Origin of the sequence: Nocardia transvalensis NBRC 15921 (assembly GCF_000308875.1) — a bacterium.
Classification (GTDB): domain Bacteria; phylum Actinomycetota; class Actinomycetes; order Mycobacteriales; family Mycobacteriaceae; genus Nocardia; species Nocardia transvalensis.
Window position 1 is genome coordinate 73056 of sequence record NZ_BAGL01000013.1, and the last position, 20568, is coordinate 93623.

The 20568-nt window shown below is 68.1% G+C and carries 25 protein-coding genes; 19 read left to right on the top strand and 6 right to left on the bottom strand.

Going from position 1 to position 20568, the window contains the following annotated elements:
- Positions 1-196 precede the first annotated feature (196 nt).
- Both ON41_RS05375 and ON41_RS05380 read left to right on the top strand, forming a co-directional pair.
- The gene (locus tag ON41_RS05375; RefSeq protein WP_051161015.1) at positions 197-1150 is read left to right on the top strand and encodes an alpha/beta hydrolase; all 954 of its coding nucleotides are present in this window, start codon (positions 197-199) and stop codon (positions 1148-1150) included.
- A gap of 182 nt (positions 1151-1332) precedes the next feature.
- The gene (locus tag ON41_RS05380) at positions 1333-2583 is read left to right on the top strand and encodes an Nramp family divalent metal transporter (protein ID WP_040745642.1); all 1251 of its coding nucleotides are present in this window, start codon (positions 1333-1335) and stop codon (positions 2581-2583) included.
- 115 nt (positions 2584-2698) lie between these two features.
- Here the strand turns inward: ON41_RS05380 and ON41_RS05385 are convergent, their stop codons facing one another.
- Positions 2699-3562, bottom strand: a complete 864-nt coding sequence (locus ON41_RS05385; RefSeq protein WP_040745643.1) for a polysaccharide deacetylase family protein — start codon at positions 3560-3562, stop codon at positions 2699-2701.
- A gap of 64 nt (positions 3563-3626) precedes the next feature.
- Here ON41_RS05385 and ON41_RS05390 point away from each other — a divergent pair, with 64 nt between their 5' ends.
- Positions 3627-3992 (top strand): MerR family transcriptional regulator, encoded by a 366-nt coding sequence (locus ON41_RS05390; RefSeq protein ID WP_040745644.1) that lies wholly within the window; start codon positions 3627-3629, stop codon positions 3990-3992.
- A 117-nt stretch (positions 3993-4109) separates the two neighbouring features.
- Here ON41_RS05390 and ON41_RS05395 read toward each other — a convergent pair whose 3' ends face one another.
- Complete coding sequence (locus ON41_RS05395; RefSeq protein WP_051160999.1) at positions 4110-5630, bottom strand: aldehyde dehydrogenase family protein; 1521 nt, start codon at positions 5628-5630, stop codon at positions 4110-4112.
- A 498-nt stretch (positions 5631-6128) separates the two neighbouring features.
- Here ON41_RS05395 and ON41_RS05400 point away from each other — a divergent pair, with 498 nt between their 5' ends.
- The 3 genes from ON41_RS05400 to ON41_RS05410 are packed head-to-tail and all read left to right on the top strand — an operon-like array spanning position 6129 to position 8835.
- Positions 6129-7160 carry an ATP-binding cassette domain-containing protein gene (locus ON41_RS05400; protein ID WP_083905149.1) on the top strand — a complete coding sequence of 344 codons (1032 nt, stop codon included), beginning with the start codon at positions 6129-6131 and terminating at the stop codon, positions 7158-7160.
- A 41-nt stretch (positions 7161-7201) separates the two neighbouring features.
- Entirely contained in the window at positions 7202-7969 is a 768-nt protein-coding gene (locus tag ON41_RS05405; RefSeq protein WP_051161016.1) for an ABC transporter permease, read from the top strand.
- Positions 7970-7998: 29 nt separating this feature from the next.
- Positions 7999-8835 carry an ABC transporter permease gene (locus tag ON41_RS05410; RefSeq protein WP_051161017.1) on the top strand — a complete coding sequence of 279 codons (837 nt, stop codon included), beginning with the start codon at positions 7999-8001 and terminating at the stop codon, positions 8833-8835.
- A 1-nt stretch (position 8836) separates the two neighbouring features.
- Here the strand turns inward: ON41_RS05410 and ON41_RS05415 are convergent, their stop codons facing one another.
- Positions 8837-10099: a TetR/AcrR family transcriptional regulator gene (locus tag ON41_RS05415; RefSeq protein ID WP_040745648.1), complete on the bottom strand. Its 1263-nt coding sequence runs from the start codon at positions 10097-10099 to the stop codon at positions 8837-8839.
- A gap of 129 nt (positions 10100-10228) precedes the next feature.
- Here ON41_RS05415 and ON41_RS05420 point away from each other — a divergent pair, with 129 nt between their 5' ends.
- Both ON41_RS05420 and ON41_RS05425 read left to right on the top strand, forming a co-directional pair.
- Positions 10229-11029, top strand: a complete 801-nt coding sequence (locus tag ON41_RS05420) for an enoyl-CoA hydratase (RefSeq protein ID WP_040745649.1) — start codon at positions 10229-10231, stop codon at positions 11027-11029.
- Positions 11030-11267: 238 nt separating this feature from the next.
- Positions 11268-12293 (top strand): SDR family oxidoreductase, encoded by a 1026-nt coding sequence (locus tag ON41_RS05425; protein WP_040745650.1) that lies wholly within the window; start codon positions 11268-11270, stop codon positions 12291-12293.
- On the opposite strand, the gene ON41_RS05430 is transcribed toward ON41_RS05425, so the two are convergent.
- Positions 12259-13470, bottom strand: a complete 1212-nt coding sequence (locus ON41_RS05430) for a lycopene cyclase family protein (protein ID WP_051161000.1) — start codon at positions 13468-13470, stop codon at positions 12259-12261. The genes ON41_RS05425 and ON41_RS05430 overlap by 35 nt on opposite strands.
- Before the next feature lie 229 nt (positions 13471-13699).
- The gene (locus tag ON41_RS05435) at positions 13700-14176 is read right to left on the bottom strand and encodes a hotdog fold domain-containing protein (protein WP_040745651.1); all 477 of its coding nucleotides are present in this window, start codon (positions 14174-14176) and stop codon (positions 13700-13702) included.
- Positions 14177-14671: 495 nt separating this feature from the next.
- Between ON41_RS05435 and rpsJ the strand changes: the two genes are divergently transcribed.
- Genes rpsJ through rpsQ form a run of 11 tightly spaced genes read left to right on the top strand, consistent with a single transcriptional unit; the run spans position 14672 to position 19939 of the window.
- On the top strand, positions 14672-14977 hold the full coding sequence (gene rpsJ / locus ON41_RS05440; protein ID WP_003938093.1) for a 30S ribosomal protein S10: 306 nt from the start codon (positions 14672-14674) through the stop codon (positions 14975-14977).
- Positions 14978-14991: 14 nt separating this feature from the next.
- Positions 14992-15657 carry a 50S ribosomal protein L3 gene (gene rplC / locus ON41_RS05445; protein ID WP_040745652.1) on the top strand — a complete coding sequence of 222 codons (666 nt, stop codon included), beginning with the start codon at positions 14992-14994 and terminating at the stop codon, positions 15655-15657.
- Positions 15654-16325 carry a 50S ribosomal protein L4 gene (rplD, locus tag ON41_RS05450; RefSeq protein WP_040745653.1) on the top strand — a complete coding sequence of 224 codons (672 nt, stop codon included), beginning with the start codon at positions 15654-15656 and terminating at the stop codon, positions 16323-16325. Before rplC ends, rplD begins: the two co-directional genes overlap by 4 nt.
- Positions 16322-16627, top strand: a complete 306-nt coding sequence (rplW, locus tag ON41_RS05455) for a 50S ribosomal protein L23 (RefSeq protein ID WP_040745654.1) — start codon at positions 16322-16324, stop codon at positions 16625-16627. Before rplD ends, rplW begins: the two co-directional genes overlap by 4 nt.
- A 33-nt stretch (positions 16628-16660) precedes the next feature.
- Positions 16661-17491, top strand: a complete 831-nt coding sequence (rplB, locus tag ON41_RS05460; protein ID WP_040745655.1) for a 50S ribosomal protein L2 — start codon at positions 16661-16663, stop codon at positions 17489-17491.
- A 15-nt stretch (positions 17492-17506) separates the two neighbouring features.
- Entirely contained in the window at positions 17507-17788 is a 282-nt protein-coding gene (gene rpsS, locus ON41_RS05465; protein ID WP_024800475.1) for a 30S ribosomal protein S19, read from the top strand.
- Positions 17785-18183: a 50S ribosomal protein L22 gene (rplV, locus tag ON41_RS05470; RefSeq protein WP_040745656.1), complete on the top strand. Its 399-nt coding sequence runs from the start codon at positions 17785-17787 to the stop codon at positions 18181-18183. Before rpsS ends, rplV begins: the two co-directional genes overlap by 4 nt.
- A complete protein-coding gene (gene rpsC, locus ON41_RS05475; RefSeq protein WP_040745658.1) occupies positions 18184-18987 on the top strand; it encodes a 30S ribosomal protein S3 in 804 nt (267 codons plus the stop codon). It abuts the gene before it with no gap.
- 3 nt (positions 18988-18990) lie between these two features.
- Positions 18991-19407 (top strand): 50S ribosomal protein L16, encoded by a 417-nt coding sequence (gene rplP / locus ON41_RS05480; protein WP_040745660.1) that lies wholly within the window; start codon positions 18991-18993, stop codon positions 19405-19407.
- Complete coding sequence (rpmC, locus tag ON41_RS05485; RefSeq protein WP_040745663.1) at positions 19407-19646, top strand: 50S ribosomal protein L29; 240 nt, start codon at positions 19407-19409, stop codon at positions 19644-19646. The genes rplP and rpmC overlap by 1 nt, the downstream gene beginning before the upstream one ends.
- Positions 19643-19939 carry a 30S ribosomal protein S17 gene (rpsQ, locus tag ON41_RS05490; RefSeq protein ID WP_040745664.1) on the top strand — a complete coding sequence of 99 codons (297 nt, stop codon included), beginning with the start codon at positions 19643-19645 and terminating at the stop codon, positions 19937-19939. The genes rpmC and rpsQ overlap by 4 nt, the downstream gene beginning before the upstream one ends.
- Before the next feature lie 147 nt (positions 19940-20086).
- On the opposite strand, the gene ON41_RS05495 is transcribed toward rpsQ, so the two are convergent.
- Positions 20087-20470, bottom strand: coding sequence for a hypothetical protein (locus ON41_RS05495; protein WP_157185368.1), 384 nt, complete (start codon positions 20468-20470; stop codon positions 20087-20089).
- Between the last annotated feature and the right edge of the window lie 98 nt (positions 20471-20568).

Sequence of the window (20568 nt, forward strand, 5' to 3'; positions counted from 1 at the left end):
TGCTCGATCCGGGGTGTCGGCACAGGGCGCCGATGGGAATCGCCGAACGAAAACAGATAGATAGCGAAGGTGTGAGCATTGATTCGTCGACACTTCCGGCGTAGCGGCCTGCGTGCCGCCGCCGCGATCGCGGCAACAGGAGTACTCGCCGGCGTCGTCGCCGGAGTGGGGCCCCACCGCGTCGGCCGACGACCCGATCATCGCCTCCAAGACGTTGCTGGGCGATCCCAAGGCCCCCGACGGGTCCTACATCTCCAAGGCCACCTACAAGGACGACCGCAACATCCGGTTGTACGTGTACTCGGCCGCCATGGACAAGACCTTCCCGGTCGACGTGCAGCGCCCGGCCGACGCCTCGGAGGCGCGCCCGACGCTGTACCTGCTCAACGGCGCCGGCGGCGGCGAGGACGAGGCCTCCTGGGTCCGCAAGACCGATATCGTCAACGGGTTCCTGGGCGACAAGAACGTCAACGTGGTCCAGCCCATCGGCGGTAAGTGGAGCTACTACACCGACTGGCTCAAGGACGACCCGACGCTGGGCCGCAACAAGTGGACGACCTTCTTCACCGAGGAACTGCCGCCGCTGATCGACGGCGCCCTGGGCACCAACGGCGTGAATGCCGTTGCGGGCCTGTCCACCTCGGGCACGACCGTGCTGAACCTGCCGATCCACAAGCCGGGCCTGTACAAGGCCGTCGCCGCCTACTCCGGCTGCGCGCAGACCAGCGACCCGACCGGCCGGGAATTCGTCAAGCTCACCGTCAACACCTGGGGCGGCGGCGACGTCACGAACATGTACGGCCCGGACAACGACCCGGCCTGGGTGGAGAACGATCCCTACGTGCACGCCGATCAGCTGCGCGGCCTGGGCCTCTACATCTCCACCGGCAACGGCCTGCCCGGTGTCCACGACACCCTCAACGGCCCGTACGCGCTGCCCGGCTCCTACGGCCTGGGCAACCAGATCCTGGTCGGCGGCGTCATCGAGGCCGGCACCAACTACTGCACCCACAACCTGCAGACCAAGCTGGACTCGCTGGGCATCCCCGCCACCTACAACTTCCGCAACTCGGGCACCCACTCCTGGGGCTACTGGCACGACGATTTCATCGACTCGTGGCCGGTCCTGTCTCGCGGCCTGGGTATCTGATCGGAGTAGGCAGGAAGTAGCCGCCCCGGCCTCCTGTATCACCTACCGCCCCGACCCTCCGACCTCACCTACCGCCCCGACCCTCCGACCTCACCTACCGCCCCGACCGCCCGTGCGGTCGGGGCGGTCACATTTTCTGGGATCCTCTTAATTAAAAGTTCGGATACCCGTAAAATTAAGTGATGAGCACCGTCCTCGCGTCGCCCCGCACCTCGCTCCGCCGGGCGCGATCGGCGACGGTCCTGCTGGGTCCCGCCTTCGTGGCGGCCATCGCCTACGTCGACCCGGGCAATGTCGCGTCCAATATCAGCGCCGGGGCGGAGTACGGCTACCTGCTGGTGTGGGTCATCGTGATGGCCAATGCGATGGCCGCGCTGGTGCAGTTCCTGTCGGCGAAGCTCGGCCTGGTCACCGGGCGCACGCTGCCGCAGGTGGTGCGGGACCGGGCGGGCCGGCCGCTGCGGCTGGCGTACTGGGCGCAGGCCGAACTGGTCGCGATGGCAACGGATCTCGCGGAGGTGGTCGGCGGCGCGATCGCCCTGAAGCTGCTGTTCGACCTGCCGCTGCTACTCGGCGGCCTGATCACCGGTGTGGTGTCGATGGGCCTGCTGCTGGTGCAGAACCGCCGCGGGCAGAAGCCGTTCGAGCGGGTCATCATCGGTTTGCTGGCGATCATCGCGATCGGCTTCATGGCCAGCGTGGTGATCTCGCCGCCGTCCGCCTCGGGGACGCTCGGCGGGCTGGCGCCGCGCTTCGACGGCGCCGGGAGCGTGCTGCTGGCGGCGGCGATGATCGGCGCGACGGTGATGCCGCACGCCATCTACCTGCATTCGGGGCTGTCGCGGGACCGGCACGGGCAGCCGGAGGCCGGGCCCGCCCGCGCGCGTCTGCTGCGCATCACCCGCGTCGACGTCGGCCTGGCGATGGTGATCGCCGGCGCGGTGAACCTGTCCATGCTGCTGATGGCCGCGCATACGCTGAGCGGCCGCGAGGATGTCGACTCGCTGGAGTCCGCGCACGCCGCGGTGGGCGACGCCCTGGGGCCGTGGGCGGCACTGCTGCTGGCCGTGGGCCTGCTGGCCTCCGGCCTGGCGTCGACGTCGGTCGGCGCCTACGCCGGGGCCATGATCATGGAAGGGCTGCTGCGCCGGCAGATCCCACTCCTGCTGCGCCGCGTGATCACCCTGGTCCCGGCGCTGATCATCCTCGCCGCCGGCATCGATCCCACCCAGGCGCTGATCATCTCCCAGGTGGTCCTCTCCTTCGGCATCCCCCTCGCCCTCATCCCGCTGGTCCGCTTCACCAGCGACCGCACCCTGATGGGCCCCGACACCAACCACCGCTGGACCACCGCCGCCGCCTGGCTCATAGCCGCGATCATCAGCGCCCTCAACCTGCTCCTGATCTACCTGACCATCACCGGCGGCAGCTGACCCACCCCGTCCTCCATTTTTCCGGCATGCTTTTGGCCGGAATCTCGCGAGTTTCCGGCCAAAAGCGCGCCGGAAACAAGGAAGGCGGGGCAGAGGGGGCCTGTAGAAACGCGAATTACGTTGTCGCCGCGTAGTGTTCGGCGATCTCGTCGCTGGTGGTGACCCATACGCCCGGGTGGTTGACCACGTAGTCCAGGGCCTCGTCGAGGTAGCGGTGGCGGAAGGCCTGGCCGGTGACGAACGGGTGCAGGGCGAGGCCGAATACCCTTCCGGTGCCTTCGGATTCGGCGTACAGCTGGTCGACCTGGTCCTTGACCATCCGGACGAAGTCGGGCCCGGTGAGGCCCTTGGAGACGAAGACGCCGATGTCGTTGAGTTCCACCGAGTACGGAACGCTGAGCAGCCCCGGCACATTCAGCCGATAGGGCTGGTCGTCGTTGGTCCAGTCGAGGATGTAGCTCAGGCCGAGTTCGGCCAGCAGCTCGGGAGTGTTGAAGGTCTCGGTCAGCCCCGGCCCCATCCAGCCGCGCGGCCGGTACCCCGTGGACTTCTCGATCCCGTCGACGATCTCGCGCAGCGCGACCCGCTCCTCCTCCAGCGGCAGTCCGGTGTGCAGGTGGCTGTTGCTGCTGCCGTGCGCCAGCCACACCCAGTCCCGCGCCTTCCCGGCCTCGATGATCTGCGGATACCGCTCGCCCACATCGGAATTCAGCAGCGCGCTGGCCCGGATGCCGTGCTTGTCGAGCAGCTCGAGCTGCCGCCAGAAACCCACCCGCGGGCCGTAGTCGCGCCAGCCGTAGTTGAGCGCGTCCGGGACCAGCGTGGTGGTGCCCTCGTAGGTGGCGGTGCCGGGCAGGTCGACGTAGAAGTGCTCGATATTGAGGCCGACGTAGAAGGCGACCCGCTTGTCGCCGGGCCAGTGGATCGGCGCCCGCTCGGTGATCGGGCTGTAGTCGAAAAGCGTGATGTCCTTACTCATGCCGCTATGCTCGAACCCTCACATAGATGTGAGGGTCAAGCGGACTTCCTGTGAGGTGGGGCATATGCGAATCGGCGAGCTGGCGGAGCGCACCGAGACCTCCCCGCGCCTGCTGCGCTACTACGAGGAACAGGGCCTGATGCAGGTCGGCCGCACCGCCAACGGCTACCGCGACTACGACGAGCGCCTGGTCGAACAGGTCCTGCACATCCGCGGCCTCTTGGAGGCCGGCCTGCCCACCCGCCTCATCAAACAGATCCTGCCCTGCCTCGACGACCCGCGTGACATCCACTTCGCCGACGCCGACCCCCACATTCTCGAAACCCTGGAACAACAGCGCGACCGCCTGTCCCACCGCATCGATCTCCTGACCCGCAACCGCGACGCCATGACGGAGTACATCGATTCGCTGCGTAGCTGCGCCCGCTGATCCCGGCCAAAAGCGTGCCGGGAAACGAGGGGTGTGCGCCGGGAGACGAGGGGTGTGCGCCGGGAGACGAGGGGTGTGCGCCGGGAAACGAGGGGAGGCGCTGGAAGGCCGGGGATGTCACCCCCGGCCGTGCCGCAGCCGGAACACCGCCTTTGCCCAGCGGAGGTGGCGGGGGTGGCGGTCGAAGGTGGAGAGGTTGACCGGGGTGCGGTAGCGCTTCTGTGCGATGGCCAGGGTGCGGCTGAATTCGCGCAGTCCGGCCTCGCCGTGCGTGTGGCCCTGGCCGTATTCGCCGACGCCGCCGAACGGCATGGACGGGATACCCGCCGAGGCCATCGACGAATTGACCGTCACCACACCGGTTCTGATGCGGTCGGCCAGCTCCGGCACCGCCCGCACGTCCCGGGTGAACACCGCCACCGCCAGGCCGTGGTCGGCCGCGTTGATGCGGTCCACCGCCTCGTCCATGGTGGCGACCCGGTTCACGATCAGCACCGGGCCCACTGCCTCCCCGGTGATCGCCGAACTGTCCTCGGGCACCTCGGCCAGCACGATCGGCTCGATATACGGCTCCCGGATGGACTCCAGCCCGCCGACCACGGCCCGCCCGCCGCGCGCGATCGCGTCCTTGATCTGCCGGCGCACGATCTCGATCTGCGACTCCAGGATCATCGGTCCGTAGGCGGCCTTCCGGTCGCCGCCCGGCCGCAGTTTGCGCGCCTGCGCCACGACCTTCTCCAGGAACGGTTCGTAGACCGAATCCGCGACGTAGGCGCGCTGGATCCCGGCGGCGCTCTGCCCGGCGTTGGACATGGCGCCGAAGACCGCGGCCTCGGCGGCATCGTCCAGTTTGGCGTCGACCTGGACGACCATCGCGCCCTTACCGCCCCGCTCGATCAGCACCGGCGTCATGGACTGCGCGCACATCGAGATCACCTCGCGCGCACCGGACTCCGTCCCGGCATAGGCGATCTTGTCGACCCGGGCGCGGCACAGCGCCGCGGAGGTCGTGGTGTCGCCCGTGACCACCTGCAGCACCGGCTGATTCGGCGCCAACCGGCTCCAGCTCTCGGCCAGCCAGACACCCACGCCCGGCGTCAGCTCACTCGGTTTGAACACCACCGCGTTCCCGGCGGCCATGGCGTAGGCGATGGACCCCATCGGCGTGAACACCGGATTGTTCCAGTGGCCGAGCACGCCCACCACGCCCAGCGGCAGATACCCGACCGACGCGCGCTGATTGCGATTGAGCCAGTTGGACCCCAGCCGCCGCCGGCCCAGCGCCTGTTCGGCATTGCGCGCCGCCCAGTCCAGATTCTCCACCGCGAGCATGACCTCGATGGCGGCGTCGGCCTCCGGCTTGCCCGTCTCGGCGGACACGATCTCGACCAGATCCCGGGCGCTGCGTGAGATGGTCCGCTTCCAGTCCAGCAGCCAGCGCCGACGGCCCGCGAATCCGAGTGCGGCCCACCATTTCTCGGCCGAGCGCGCGGCGCGGACGGTGCGGGTCACCTCGCCGGTGCCCATCATCGCGTAGTCGCCCACCGACTCGCCGGTCCGCGGATCATAGGATGTCAGCACTCTAGGACGGCTCGCCCCTCCGGATTGCGGTACCGTGCGGCGCGCCGGCTCGGCCATTGGTCACCCTCTCGCTGACGAATGCCCCGGCAACCGGTCCTCCCCGACCGGATCACGATTGCCGCGGACAGGTGAGTCTGTCTGCTTCCCCCTGCCAGCCAGACTATGGGCGGCCCCGGTCACGGACAAGAAACGATTCCTCCGGACAGACCGTTCAGTCGGTGTACCGGACCAGCGCCGACCCCAGTCGATACAAGCCGCACATCACGAAATGTGAGTAACGACACACACTTTCGTGATCACAGAGAAGAATCCGAAATACGCAACCCCTACAACGGTTTGCGGCGCGGCTCGGTCTCGAGGGGCCGCTGCGCAAGCGACCAAGGAGCAAGCAGCGGCCCCTCGAGACCGAGCCACACGGGCGCCGCAAACCCGCGACGCCGGAGGCGGCGCAATCGGACCCAGTAACATCGCGGCTGGTGGATGGGATGACCTACGGAAGCGCGCAAACGGCGTTCCGGACATACCGGTAATTGCCCGGTCGATAGTGGAGAGTTGATGCCGAGCTTGGACAACGCGGAGTCGGACACCCCGGTGGAACCGGAGGTGAAGGCGGCAGACGCAGCCGTGGACGTCGCCGAACCCGCGGTCGTGGTCTCGGAGGTGCACAAGTCCTTCGGCGACGTGCACGCCCTGCGGGGGGTCAGCTTCACCGCCGAGCGCGCCACGGTCCTCGGCATCCTCGGCCCGAACGGCGCCGGCAAGACCACCGCGGTCAAGATCCTCTCCACGCTGCTGCGCCCGGATTCCGGATCCGCCGTGGTGGCCGGTCACGACGTCGTGCGCGATCCGGCCGGGGTGCGCCGCTCGATCATGATGACCGGGCAGTACGCGGCCCTGGACGAAAACCTCTCGGGCCGGGAGAACCTGGAGCTGTTCGCGCGGCTGATGGGCCTGAGTAAGAAGGCCGCCCGCACCCGCGCCGACACCCTGCTCGAGGAATTCGATCTGGTCGGCGCCGGGCGGCGCGCGGTGCGCCATTATTCCGGCGGTATGCGCCGCCGCGTCGACATCGCCTGTGGTTTGGTGGTCCGGCCGGAGGTCGTCTTCCTGGACGAGCCCACCACCGGATTGGATCCGCGCAGCCGCCAGGGCGTCTGGGATCTGGTGACCGCGCTGAAGCAACAGGGCATCACGGTGCTGCTGACCACGCAGTATCTGGAAGAGGCCGACGTACTCAGCGACAACATCATCGTCATCGACAAGGGTGCGGTGATCGCCGAGGGAACCGCCGACGAGCTGAAGCAGAAGACCGGCGGCAGCTACTGCGAGGTGGTGCCGCTGGATCCGAAGCTCCTGCTCCGCGCGGCCGACGTCCTCGGCGACCTGGTGTCCGGCGCGATCCTCGAGGATCTGCCGGCCGGCGCCGACCGGCTGTCCATCCCGGCCCCGGACGGTGCGACGACACTCACCGAGGCGCTGCGCCGCCTGGACGCGGCCGGGATCGAGCTGGCCGATATCGCGCTGCGGCGGCCGTCGCTGGACGACGTCTTCCTATCCATCACCGGTCACGCGGGCGGTCAGCCGTGACCGGATCCACCCTCGCCGCGGAGCACCGGCTGTTCGCCGCCATGCCGCCCGCGCGGCCCTCGGCGTTCGCGCAGTGGCGCGCCCTGACCGGGCGCATCGTGCGGACGATGGTGACCAAGGGTGAGCTGGTCGTCGCCCTGATCACCCCGCTGGTGTTCACCGTCGGGTTCTATCTGCCGCTGCGCTTCGTGATGCAGGTCCAGGGCATCGACTACGCGCAGTTCGTGATGCCGATCATCGTGCTGCAGACCATGTCCTTCACGATGATGTCGAATGCGCAGATCGCCGCCTACGAATCGGTGACGGGCTTCAACACCCGATTGCAGACGATGCCGGTGGGCAGCCTGGTGCCGCTGCTCTCGCGCCTGTCGGCAGGGCTGATGCGGTCGGTGACGTCGCTGGCCGCGGCCATCGTCTTCGGCTATGTGATCGGGTTCCGGTTCGTGGCCGGATTCGACCAGGCCGTGCTGTTCCTGGTGTTCTCCCTGGCCGTGGGCACCGTGCTGGCGATCGGCGCGGACGCGCTGGGCAGCCTCACCCGCAGCCCGGAATCGCTGAGCCAGGCGCTGACGCTGCCGACGCTGATCTTCGGCATGCTCTCGTGCGGATTCGTCCCGGAGACCGGCTTCCCCGCGTGGATCCGGCCGTTCGCGCGCAATCAGCCGATCTCGCAGTTCTCCTTCGCCATGCGGGATATGGCCGAGAGCGGGGTGAGCTGGCATGTGTTGTGGGTGCCGCTGGTGTGGCTGGGCGCGCTCGCGGTCGCGTTCGTGCCGCTGGCGGTCTGGGCGAGTGTGAGGCGATCGTGAGTTCGGCGGGAGTACAGGTGGCCGGTGATATCGAGCAGCGTGCCGAGACCGGGCGGGACCTCACGCTGCCGGTGGCGCCGCCGCAGTCCGAGCGCGCGCTGTCGACCTGGGCGCGGCACAGCCTGATCCAGTGCCGCCGCCTGCTGACGGCGTGGTCGCGCGATCCCGCGACCACCATCCAGGCGCTGGTCTATCCGGTCCTGACGCTGCTGATGTTCCGTGTGGTGCTGGGCGATTCGATCACCCGCGCCACCGGCATGCCCAGCTATTACGGCACGGTTCCGATGATCACGCTGGTGGCGGCGATGTCGGGCGCGATGATCAGCGCGCTGGGTTTCAAGACGGAGAAGCAGACCGGGCTGCTGAGCCGGTTCTGGACCATGCCGGTGCACCGGGCCGCCGGGCTCACCGGGCGGCTGCTGGCCGAGAGTATCCGCGTGCTGGTCACGACGCTGTTCGTGGTCGCGGTCGGGGTGTGTATCGGCTTCCGGTTCTGGAACGGGCCGCTGGCGACGCTGGCGATGTTCGCCATTCCGGTGCTGTACGGCATCGCGTTCGCGGTGCTGGTGACGGCGCTGGCCACGGTGTCGGAGGGCGCGGTCCTGGTGAGCGTCATCGGCATCGTGAGCACGCTGCTGATGTTCTTCAACTCCGGCTTCGTCCCGGTCTTCGCCTACCCCCAGTGGCTCCAGGCCACCGTGGAGAACCAGCCCATGAGCACCGCCATCGACGCCATGCGCGGCCTGGCCTGGGACGGCCCAGTCGCCGAACCCCTGCTGAAGACGGTCGCCTGGATCATCGGGGTGATCGTGGTCTTCGCGTACCCGGCGATCCGGGGTTATCGGAGGGCTGCCGAGACCGCCTGATTCAGGACTCGTCCTCCACGACCTCGGCCCCGATCAGCGCCGCCTGCATCAATGCCTGCATGCGGGCCAGGCTTTCGGGGCGGATGTCGAAGCGCATGCGCCGCCCCACGTCCACCACCTGGGCGATGGCGGCGTGCACGCGGAAGCGGGCCTCGGCCGGGTCGTCGTCGAGCAGGTGGGCCCACTCCAGCACGTTCTGGCGCTGGATGGACCGCAGCTTCTGCTGTTCGGCGGCGGGCAGATTGGAGAATTCGGCGAAGTAGACCGGCAGGATCTCCGGCATGGCGAAGGTCAGCCGCGCGAAGCGGGCCGCGATGCGCAGCGCCGCGTCGGCCCGGCCGGTCGCCTCGGCCAGCGCCTCGGAGTTGGCGATCGCGACCCGCTCGCCCGTGCGGTGGAAGGCCGCGGCCAGCAGATCCGATTTACTCGAGAAGTAGCGGTAGACGCTGGAGGCGTTGATCCCCACGGCCGCGCCGATCTCCTCGATGCTGGCCTCGTGATACCCCTGCCGGCCGAAGATCCGGATGGCCTCGGTGAGCAGCTGTTCGCGCTTACTGCTCAGCGGCAGGCCGCGCACCGCGGCCCCGGCGGCCTCCTGATCCGGCGGCGGGGGCAGCTCGGTGTGCAGGATCGCGCGGCAGATGGTCTGCAACAGGTCGGTGAGCCGGGTCGTGGACAGTGCCGTGCGATGCGCGGTGATGCTGCCGATCGCGCCGAGCATGCCGGTGGCCAGGATCTGGATGTCGAGGGGGGAGGCGTCCGGGCGCAGCGGCTCGATCGCGTTCTCCACGGTCTCGTGCAGCCCGGCGTAGATCACCCGGATCCGCGCGCGGTCCTCGCGCTCCAGATACCGGCGCTCCCACCGGTACAGGCCGCCCTCGCGACGTACCTCGATGGTGTGTTCGGCCAGGGCGCGGATCAGCGTGGTGAGTCGCGATTCCGGGTCCAGCGACGGATCGTCGGCGCCGCGGGCGGTATCGAGCAACTGCTGCGCGCCGGCCTCCGCGGCCGCCACCAGCAGCGCGTATTTATTGGTGAAGTGGCGATAGAGGGCCGGCCCGGAGATGCCGACCTCGGCCGCGATCTCGTCGACCCCGACCGGGTGGTAGCCACGCTCGCTGAACGCGCGGGCCGCTACCCGCACGATCTGCGCCTTTCGGTTCTTCGGCCGCCGCTGCACCGGGTTGCGGCGCTCGCCGCGACCGGCCGGCGTGCTGTCCGGTCGCGCGGAAGCGAGTCGAGCCTCGCTGCGATCCGCGACCATACGTCTCTCCTTCTGCCGTGCCGCCCTTGTTGACAGCGCCGGACAAGTCAACCTAAGTTAACCACAATTCGCAATGTTAACCGTCATTCTCGCAACGCCGGCGCCGGCGGGCCTTCCTCTGGAGTAGCCATGAGCACTACCGACGACACGACCACCCCGAGCCGATTCAGTGCCGTCCACGACGGTCCGGTGCTGCGGGTGACGATCACCAACCCCAAGCGCAAGAACGCCATCGACTACGACACCATGGTCGGTCTCGGTGACACCTTCCTCGCCGCGGCCGAGGATCGCTCGGTGCGCGCGATCGTCCTGACCGGCGAGGGCGGCGACTTCTGCACCGGCGCCGACCTGTCCGCGACCGCGTCGGAGGCGCAGCGGGGCATCACGCCCGAGATGACCATGGATTCCGCGGGCCGGTTGGTGCGGTCGATCGTCGACGCGCCGGTCCCGGTGGTCGCCCGCGTCAAGGGTGCTGCCGCCGGTATCGGGGTGGCGCTCGCGCTGGCCGCCGACCTCACCTACGCGGCCGACGACTCCTACCTGCTGCTGGCCTTCATCAATATCGGCCTGATGCCCGACGGCGGCGCCGCGGCCATGGTCGCCGCCGCGGCCGGCCGCCCGCTGGCCGCCGAGATGGCCCTGCTCGGCGATCGCCTGCCCGCGACCGAAGCGCACAAGTACGGCCTGATCACGCGGGTCCTCCCGGCAGCCGATCTCGACGCCACGGTGGAGGCCGCCGCCGACAAACTCGCCCACGGCCCCCGCCGCGCCCTCGAACTCACCAAGCGGGCCCTCAACCAGGCCGCCCTGACCTCCCTCGACGCCGCCCTCGCCGCCGAGAAGGCAGGCCAGATCGAACTCCTCCAGTCCCCGGACTTCATGGAGGGCGCGACGGCCATGCTCCAGAAGCGAAAGGCTGTGTTCAATTAGCCTCCGCTTCGCTCCGCCGAAAACCGTGCGGGTTGCTTTGGGAGGTGCGTGCGGCCGCGGCGAAACTGGCTGCGCGGCGCGGTAATCCGGCACAGGTGCGCCAGATCGTCCCGAGGATGACCCGAACCACGACCTCCAGGCCTTGGGCGCCCTGCTGCCGGGACCGGACGCCGGTTAAGCGAACGGCGCGCAACTCGCTTACCGATCTTGTGGGCACCTGCGGGCTACTCTTGATGGCATGGCTTACCTGGTTACCGGCGCAACCGGGTGCATCGGACGATATCTCGTTCCGGAATTGCTGAAGCGTAACGGCGAGGTCCACGTGCTGGTGCGGCCCGGCGCCGATTCGGCGTATCGCTTCGATCGATGCGCGCGGGAGTGGGGCGGCGGCGACCGGGTGCGGCCCGTGCGCGGCGACCTGAGCGCCGCCGGCCTCGGCATCGATCCGGAGTGGTATGCGGCCCATCGCGGTTCGATCGACCACGTCTTCCACCTGGCCTCCGGCTACGGTGCCGCCGTCCCGGGTGGCACCGGCAATGTGGTGGACGCCGCCGAGCGGGTGGAAGCCGGTGCGCTCCACCACATGTCGACCGTCGAGGTGGCCGGCGCCGCGGAGGGCCTGTTCACCGAGGATATGGTCGATATCGGGCAGGCGCTGCCGACGCGGCCGCAACGCGCCGCCTTCGAGGCCGAACTGGCGGTGCGCGGGCAATCCCGGGTGCCCTGGCACATCTACCGGCCCTCGATCGTGATCGGCCATTCCCGCACCGGCGAGATCGACCGCATCACCGGGCCGTACTCCTTCTTCCGGCTGCTCCGCATGGCCGCGCAGCTGCCCCGGATCCTGCCGCTGCTGATACCCAAGCTCGGCGAAACCAATATGGTGCCGGTCGATTTCGTGACCCGCGCCCTCGGCCACATCGCGCACGCCGCCCCGGAGCCGGGCACGACCTTCCATCTCGTCGACCCGCGCCGCCAGAGCGCCGCCGACGTGCTGAACCTGTTCGCCGACCAAGCGGGCGCGCCGCATCTGGTGGAGGTCATGCCGAAGCAGACCCTCGACATGATGCTGCGGCTCCCCGGCGTCGGCTGGGCGCTGCCGCGCGTGGGCGTGCCGCGAGACATCCTGGAGCACAGCGAATTCGGCTGCTGGTTCGACAACCGCAACACCGAGGCCGCGCTGGCGGGCACCGATATCCGCGTCCCGCCGCTGGCGGCCTACGCCCCGGTCATCTGGAAGTACTGGAGCGAGAACTGGGTCTGAGCCCGGAGTCGGGGGCCGCGTAGTCGTACCCCACCCACCGGTTCCGGTTGGTCCAGCCGACCAGGTCGTAGCGCCACCGGAACGGCCAGGTCCGCGCGACCGTCATGAACAGCACGGCTCCCAGCGGCGCGTAGTCGTCGTGCCGGGACAGCAGCGCGCGCTGCCGGCGCGGGGAGGCGGTGAAGAACGCGTCGAACATGGCGATCGACTGTTCGGTGGTCAACCGGCCCAGGCCGTAGACCCCGCGCATCCGCATCCAGTACACGAGCCGGGCCTGCCACGGCCACAGCGCCGCGACCGGATCCTCGCCCGCGCGCAGCGCCTCGATCGCGGTATCCACCAGCGCCAGCGAATCGGCCACGCTGTATCCCGTGCACGGATGCATCATCCCGCCGCGGGAGCCGAACGGAATCGCCTCGCGCGCACCGTGTTTCGGCGGCGGCTGGTCGAGCGGATAGTGCGCGGCCTCGGTCGGCTCGTCGCCGCGCAGCCGAATGCCGTGCGCGGCAAGACGATTGAGCGTGCGGCGACGCAGCTCGTGCTGCGGCATCCCGCCGCGCAATCCGAGACTGGTCTCCTCGAAGATCACCGTGCCGTCGCCGAGCGGCACCGCGTACAGGAACGACGGCGGTTCGTCCGGCCCCGCCCCGTTCTCGTCGCGCCAGTCCAGCAGCAGCCCTTCGCCGTCACCGACCATCGGCGCGGCACGTTCGGCATCGACGAAGATGCCGTGCGCGCTGGCGGTCCGCCGCGCGCCGGGGGAGGGGAGCCCGCGGGTATCGAAGACCGCCCCCGCCGTGATCACCGTGCCGTCGTTCAGCTCGACCCGATGAGCGCCCACCGTCGCGGCCCGCCCCGCCAGCACCGTCGCGTCCTCCAGCGAAAGCGCGTCGTACAACCCCTGTTTCGACAGCACGCAGTACGGCCGCTCGATCCGCCGCGCGGCGGTCGTCCACACCACCGGCGCCTCGATCCGCTGCGCGATCGCGCTCTCCGGTAGCCACCCCGGCAACTCGTCCACCCAGCACGAGAACGTCGGCGGCCACAACCGCTCCGGCCGCGGATCCACCGCCACCACATCCAGCCCGGCCCGCATCGCCCGGTGCGCCAGCGCCCGCCCGGTCGGGCCCAGCCCCACCACGCACACATCCGCATCCCGGACAGGCTGAGTACTCATGTGCCTCATTCAATCAGCAGCCTGGCCACCTGCCGTCCTTGATTCCGGCCAAAAGCGTGCCGGAAAAAGATGGCGTCGCCAGCGCGCGCCCTCAACAAAGATGACGTCGCCGGCGTGCGCCCCTCGTTTCCCGGCACGCTTTTGGCCGGGACCCCACCCGCTGACGAGAGATTCCGGCCAAGAGCGTGCCGGAAAACGGTGAGGCAGGCATGGAGTGACGGTCGCACCCCTACTTGGGGGTCACCCAAGTGGTGATGTCGGCATGCACCACCTCGATCCCCCGCTTGTCGTAGATCGACACGGGCACGACCAGATCCCGACCCTCGGTGATCGCACCGAAGTCGGGGACCTCGGCGAGCTGGGCGACCGCCCGCAACCCCGACTCCGCCTTGGTCAGGTACTGGACGTTCATGGCCTTGGGGATCCAGCGGTGGGTGGTCGGCACGGTGGCCTCGCTGAGCATGCCCATCGCCACCTCGGCGAGGTTGCAGGCGGCGATGGCGTGGAAGGTGCCCAGGTGGTTGTGGATGCCGAACCATTTGGGCGCGGTCACCTCGCACAATCCCGGCTCCAGCCGCACCACGGTGGGGACCACGGTCCCGAAATACGGCACCCGGGCCACCATGCCCAGGGAGAACAGCGCGTGCCCGAGCCGATTGTCGGGAAGCTTCTTCCAGCCGCGATAGGTGGCGGTCTCGTTGGTCATGCCGCCTACCTTACTCTAGAGTAAGTTACCGCTCACCGGCCGCTCATGTGCGCTGGTGGCGGGGTCGCGGGCATCACACCGACCCCGATTTGGAGGGGCGTGGACGCCTCATGCATACTATTCGGGTTGCCTGCACCGAGGTGCGGTATGTCCTGTGGATGTATCAGCCGTCGGAGCGGGCGAGCAGTACCCACTCTGTATCCCGCCGGATTCGGTGCGGATACGTCCGGGACGGACGTTCCGAGGCCCACAGGGAAGTTATTCGCCCGGGCCGAGGAATGAGCGGATTGGCGACACGCCCGACCGCGTGGACCGGAAGAACCATGACAGATGAACAGCGGCGAAGGATCGGGTCGACCCGGTCGTGGTCAAGACGGATGCGTCAGCTGTGACTTCTCAGGTTCGGGCATGCAGATGAGGGTGCGTCGGGAGGAAACTCCCGCGGCGCCCTCTACACCGAAAAGCGAAAGCTAAGCGGAGAAAAGGACACTCAGCGTGGCGGGACAAAAGATCCGCATCAGGCTCAAGGCCTACGACCATGAGGCGATCGATGCGTCTGCTCGCAAGATCGTCGAGACGGTGACCCGCACCGGTGCCCGTGTCGTCGGGCCGGTGCCGTTGCCGACCGAGAAGAACGTGTACTGCGTCATCCGTTCGCCGCACAAGTACAAGGACTCGCGCGAGCACTTCGAGATGCGCACGCACAAGCGGCTGATCGACATCCTCGACCCGACGCCGAAGACGGTCGACGCGCTCATGCGTATCGATCTGCCGGCCAGCGTCGACGTCAACATTCAGTGACGGGGACTGTAGATATGACTGACAACAAGAACCGGCCGGCTACCGGCATCCTGGGCACCAAGCTCGGTATGACCCAGGTCTTCGACGAGAAGAACCGCGTCGTTCCCGTGACCGTCGTCAAGGCCGGGCCGAACGTCGTGACCCAGATTCGCACCGAGGACAAGGACGGCTACTCGGCCGTTCAGGTCGCCTTCGGCGCCATCGACCCGCGCAAGGTGACCAAGCCCGTGTCCGGGCAGTTCGCCAAGGCCGGCGTCACCCCGCGTCGCCACGTCGTGGAGATCCGCGTCGCCGACGCCTCGTCCTTCGAGGTCGGCCAGGAGATCTCCGCCGACGCGTTCGAAGAGGGCGCGTTCGTCGACGTGACCGGAACCAGCAAGGGCAAGGGCTTCGCCGGCACCATGAAGCGTCACGGCTTCAGCGGCCAGGGCGCCTCGCACGGCGCGCAGGCCGTGCACCGCCGCCCGGGTTCCATCGGTGGTTGCGCCACCCCCGGCCGCGTGTTCAAGGGCATGCGGATGGCCGGCCGGATGGGTAACGACCGCGTCACCACGCAGAACCTCTCGGTCCACAAGGTGGACGCCGAGAACGGACTGCTGCTGATCAAGGGTGCGATCCCGGGCCGCAAGGGCGGCATCGTGATCGTCAAGAGTGCAGTGAAGGGTGGTGCCCGGGCATGAGCACCGAAACCAAGACCAACCTCACGCTGCCGGTGAAAGAGCCGGGCGGCAAGACCAACGGCACCGTCGATCTCCCCGCGGAGATCTTCGACGTGACCGCCAACATCGCGCTGATGCACCAGGCCGTCGTGGCCCAGGAGGCCGCCGCGCGCCAGGGCACGCACTCCACCAAGACCCGCGGCGAGGTCCGCGGCGGTGGCAAGAAGCCCTACCGCCAGAAGGGCACCGGCCGCGCCCGCCAGGGCTCGACCCGCGCGCCGCAGTTCACCGGCGGTGGCACCGTGCACGGCCCGCAGCCGCGCGACTACTCGCAGCGCCTGCCCAAGAAGATGAAGGCCGCCGCCCTGCGTGGCGCCCTGTCGGACCGCGCGCGCAACGAGCGCATCCACGTGATCACCGAACTTGTTGCGGGACAGACGCCGTCGACCAAGAACGCCAAGAGCTTCCTGGCCGAACTGTCCGACCGCAAGAAGCTGCTGGTCGTGGTGGGCCGCGAGGATCTCACCGCGTGGAAGAGCGTCGCGAACCTGCAGAACGTGCACCCGATCGCGCCGGACCAGCTCAACACACGCGACGTGCTGAACAGCGACGATGTCGTGTTCAGCGTGGAGGCCCTGAACGCCTTCGTGCACGGGCCCGCTGAGGCTGCACAGGAGGACAGCAAGTGACCACCATCGCCGATCCCCGCGACATCCTGCTCGCGCCGGTCATCTCCGAGAAGTCCTACGGGCTGATCGAGGAGGGCACGTACACCTTCGTGGTGCACCCCGACGCGAACAAGACGCAGATCAAGATCGCCGTGGAGAAGGTCTTCGGCGTGAAGGTGACCAGCGTCAACACCGCCAACCGTCAGGGCAAGCGCAAGCGGACCCGCGCCGGTTACGGACAGCGCAAGAGCACCAAGCGCGCGCTCGTGACCCTCTCGGCCGACAGCAAGCCCATCGAGATCTTCGGAGGCCCGGTCGCGTAAGCGGCGGGGAATCCAGAAAGCAGAGAAGAACTCATGGCTATCCGTAAGTACAAGCCGACGACCCCGGGTCGCCGCGGCTCGTCGGTCTCGGACTTCGCCGAGATCACGCGCTCGACCCCCGAGAAGTCGCTGCTGCGCCCGCTGAGCAAGTCCGGCGGTCGTAACGCGCACGGCCGCATCACGACTCGCCACCGCGGTGGCGGTCACAAGCGCGCCTACCGGATCATCGACTTCCGTCGCCTGGACAAGGACGGCATCCCGGCCAAGGTCGCGCACATCGAGTACGACCCCAACCGGACCGCGAACATCGCGTTGCTGCACTACGCCGACGGCGAGAAGCGCTACATCCTCGCGCCCAAGAACGTCACCCAGGGCACGCGGATCGAGTCCGGCGCCGGCGCCGATATCAAGGCGGGCAACAACCTGCCGCTGCGCTCGATCCCGACCGGTACCACCATCCACGCCGTGGAGCTGCGTCCGGGCGGTGGCGCCAAGATGGCCCGTGCCGCCGGCATGAGCATCCAGCTGCTGGGTAAGGAAGGCGCCTACGCCGTCCTGCGTATGCCCTCCGGCGAGATCCGCCGCGTCGACGTGCGCTGCCGCGCCACCGTCGGCGAGGTCGGCAACGCCGAGCAGTCGAACATCAACTGGGGCAAGGCCGGCCGCATGCGCTGGAAGGGCCGTCGCCCCACCGTCCGTGGTGTCGTGATGAACCCCGTCGACCACCCGCACGGTGGTGGCGAGGGCAAGACCTCCGGTGGTCGCCACCCGGTCAGCCCGTGGGGTCAGCCCGAGGGCCGCACTCGTAAACCCAACCGTCCGAGCGACAAGCTCATCGTCCGCCGTCGCGGCAAGAAGCGCTAAAGAGGAGGTTAAGACATGCCACGCAGCCTGAAGAAGGGCCCGTTCGTCGACGAACACCTCCTCAAGAAGGTGGACGTCCAGAACGAGAAGAACACCAAGCAGGTCATCAAGACCTGGTCGCGTCGTTCGACCATCATCCCCGATTTCATCGGCCACACCTTCGCCGTCCACGACGGCCGCAAGCACGTGCCGGTGTTCGTGTCGGAGAACATGGTCGGGCACAAGCTCGGTGAGTTCGCGCCGACCAGGACCTTCAAGAGCCACGTCAAGGAAGATCGGAAGAGCAAGCGGCGATGAGCACTGAAACTCAGAACCCGACCGCGCGCGCGACCGCCAAGTTCGTCCGCGTGACGCCGATGAAGGCCCGCCGGGTCGTGGACCTGGTCCGCGGCAAGCGGGTCGAGGATGCGCTGAACATCCTGCGGTTCGCGCCGCAGGCCGCCAGCGAGCCGGTCGCGAAGGTTGTGGCCAGCGCCGCGGCGAACGCGGAGAACAACCTCGGCCTGAATCCGGACACCCTGGTCATCTCGACGGCGTATGTCGACGAGGGCGCGACCATGAAGCGTTTCCAGCCGCGGGCCCAGGGCCGCGCGTTCCGGATCCGCAAGCGCACCAGCCACATCACCATCGAGGTCGAGAGCGTCGCCAGCGCCGCCCCGGCTCGCAGCCGCCGGAAGGGAGGGGCTAAGTAAATGGGACAGAAGATCAATCCCCATGGCTTCCGCCTCGGTATCACCACCGATTGGAAGTCCCGCTGGTACGCCGACAAGCAGTACAAGGACTACGTCAAGGAAGACGTCGCGATCCGCAAGCTCCTGTCCACGGGCATGGAGCGGGCCGGCATCTCCAAGGTCGAGATCGAGCGCACCCGTGACCGTGTGCGGGTGGACATCCACACCGCGCGCCCGGGCATCGTCATCGGCCGTCGTGGCGCCGAGGCCGACCGCATCCGCGCCGAGCTGGAGAAGCTCACCAAGAAGCAGGTGCAGCTGAACATCCTCGAGGTCAAGAACCCCGAATCGGATGCGCAGCTCGTCGCCCAGGGTGTGGCCGAGCAGCTGTCGAACCGTGTGGCGTTCCGTCGCGCGATGCGCAAGGCCATCCAGTCGGCCATGCGTTCGCCGAACGTCAAGGGCATCCGCGTGCAGTGCTCGGGCCGCCTCGGTGGCGCCGAGATGTCGCGCTCGGAGTTCTACCGTGAGGGTCGGGTGCCGCTGCACACGCTGCGCGCCGACATCGATTACGGCCTGTACGAAGCCAAGACCACCTTCGGCCGCATCGGCGTGAAGGTCTGGATCTACAAGGGCGACATCGTCGGTGGCAAGCGCGAGGTCACCGCGACCGAGCCGGGCCGCAACGAGCGTCCGCGTCGTGAGCGGCCGAGCCGTCCGCGGCGGTCCGGTTCGTCCGGTACCACCGCGACCAGCACTGAGGCCGGGCGTGCGGGTGCCGCGACAGCGGTGGCCGACGCTCCGGCAGAGTCCAAGGAGGGCTGACCAATGCTGATGCCTCGCAAGGTCAAGCACCGCAAGCAGCATCACCCCAAGCGTTCCGGCATGGCCAAGGGCGGCACCTCGGTGTCGTTCGGCGACTACGGCATCCAGGCCCTCGAGCCCGCCTACGTCACCAACCGGCAGATCGAGTCCGCTCGTATCGCGATGAACCGCCACATCAAGCGTGGCGGCAAGGTCTGGATCAACATCTACCCGGACCGCCCGCTGACCAAGAAGCCCGCCGAGACCCGCATGGGTTCCGGTAAGGGTTCGCCGGAGTGGTGGGTCGCGAACGTGAAGCCGGGCCGGGTCATGTTCGAGATGTCGTACCCGAACGAGGAGACCGCTCGCGAGGCCCTGCGCCGCGCGATGCACAAGCTCCCGATGAAGTGCAGGATCGTGACCCGGGAGGAGCAGTTCTGATGGCTACCGCCAATCCGGCCGCAGAGCTCCGTGAGCTCGACAACGAGGCCCTCGTCGCGAAACTGCGTGAGTCCAAGGAAGAGCTGTTCAACCTGCGCTTCCAGATGGCGACCGGTCAGTTGCAGAACAACCGGCGTCTGCGTGTGGTCCGCCACGAGATCGCGCGTATCTACACGGTCATGCGCGAGCGCGAGCTCGGCCTGGCCTCCGGCCCCGAAGGCGAGGGAGACGCGGCATGAGTGACGCGAAGGGCCCGGCCAAGACGCCGGCCAAAGAGGAGGAGCGTGGCAGCCGCAAGGTTCGCGTCGGCTACGTCGTCTCCGACAAGATGAACAAGACGATCGTCGTCGAGCTGGAAGACCGTCACCGGCACCCGCTCTACGGCAAGATCATCCGCACCACCTCCAAGGTGAAGGCGCACGACGAGAACGAGGTAGCCGGCGTCGGCGACCGCGTAACGCTGATGGAAACCCGCCCCCTGTCCGCCACCAAGCGCTGGCGGCTGGTGGAGGTCCTGGAGCGGGCCAAGTAAGCCCCTCCACCTCGGCTGAGTCGAAACCGAAGGCCCGCTTCCCGATGGGAAGCGGGCCTTCGGCGTTGGTTCGGACATTCTCGCTGCTCAGCGGCATGATTTTTGAGGAAGTACAGTTAGTGTAAGTATGCTTCCTCAAACTTCGACTCAGTTCGATCCGGCCAGGTAGCGCCCTATGACAGCGTCGACCGGATCCTGCGGGCCTTCGTAATCCGCTCCGTCGAGCAGATAGTCCAGCACAGCGGCGCTGTCGAGCGTGGCACCGAACGATCTCTCCCGCGCACTCGAAACTACCGCCTGCACGACGACCGCATATATCCGAGAGCGTGATGTCAGGACTTGTCCGCCGAGCCGTTCGTGCCGGCGTAGGCGTTGTTCGATCGTGTCGATGACATCCTGGATTACTCGGATCTCGATTTCCTCCGGATCATCCCTGTCGACCATGGTCAGAATCCGAACTTCGGACGATCGGCGGGCCTTAGACGCCCGTTCTGAATAAGCACGGTTCTTGCGTGAGACTTGATCGGGCACACGGTGATCGGGCAGTCCATGTGGAGCTGCATGATCTGGTGGGCGATGTCCACGGTCATATCGCCGGAAGGCACGCGGTGATCCATCGGGGGAAGCGC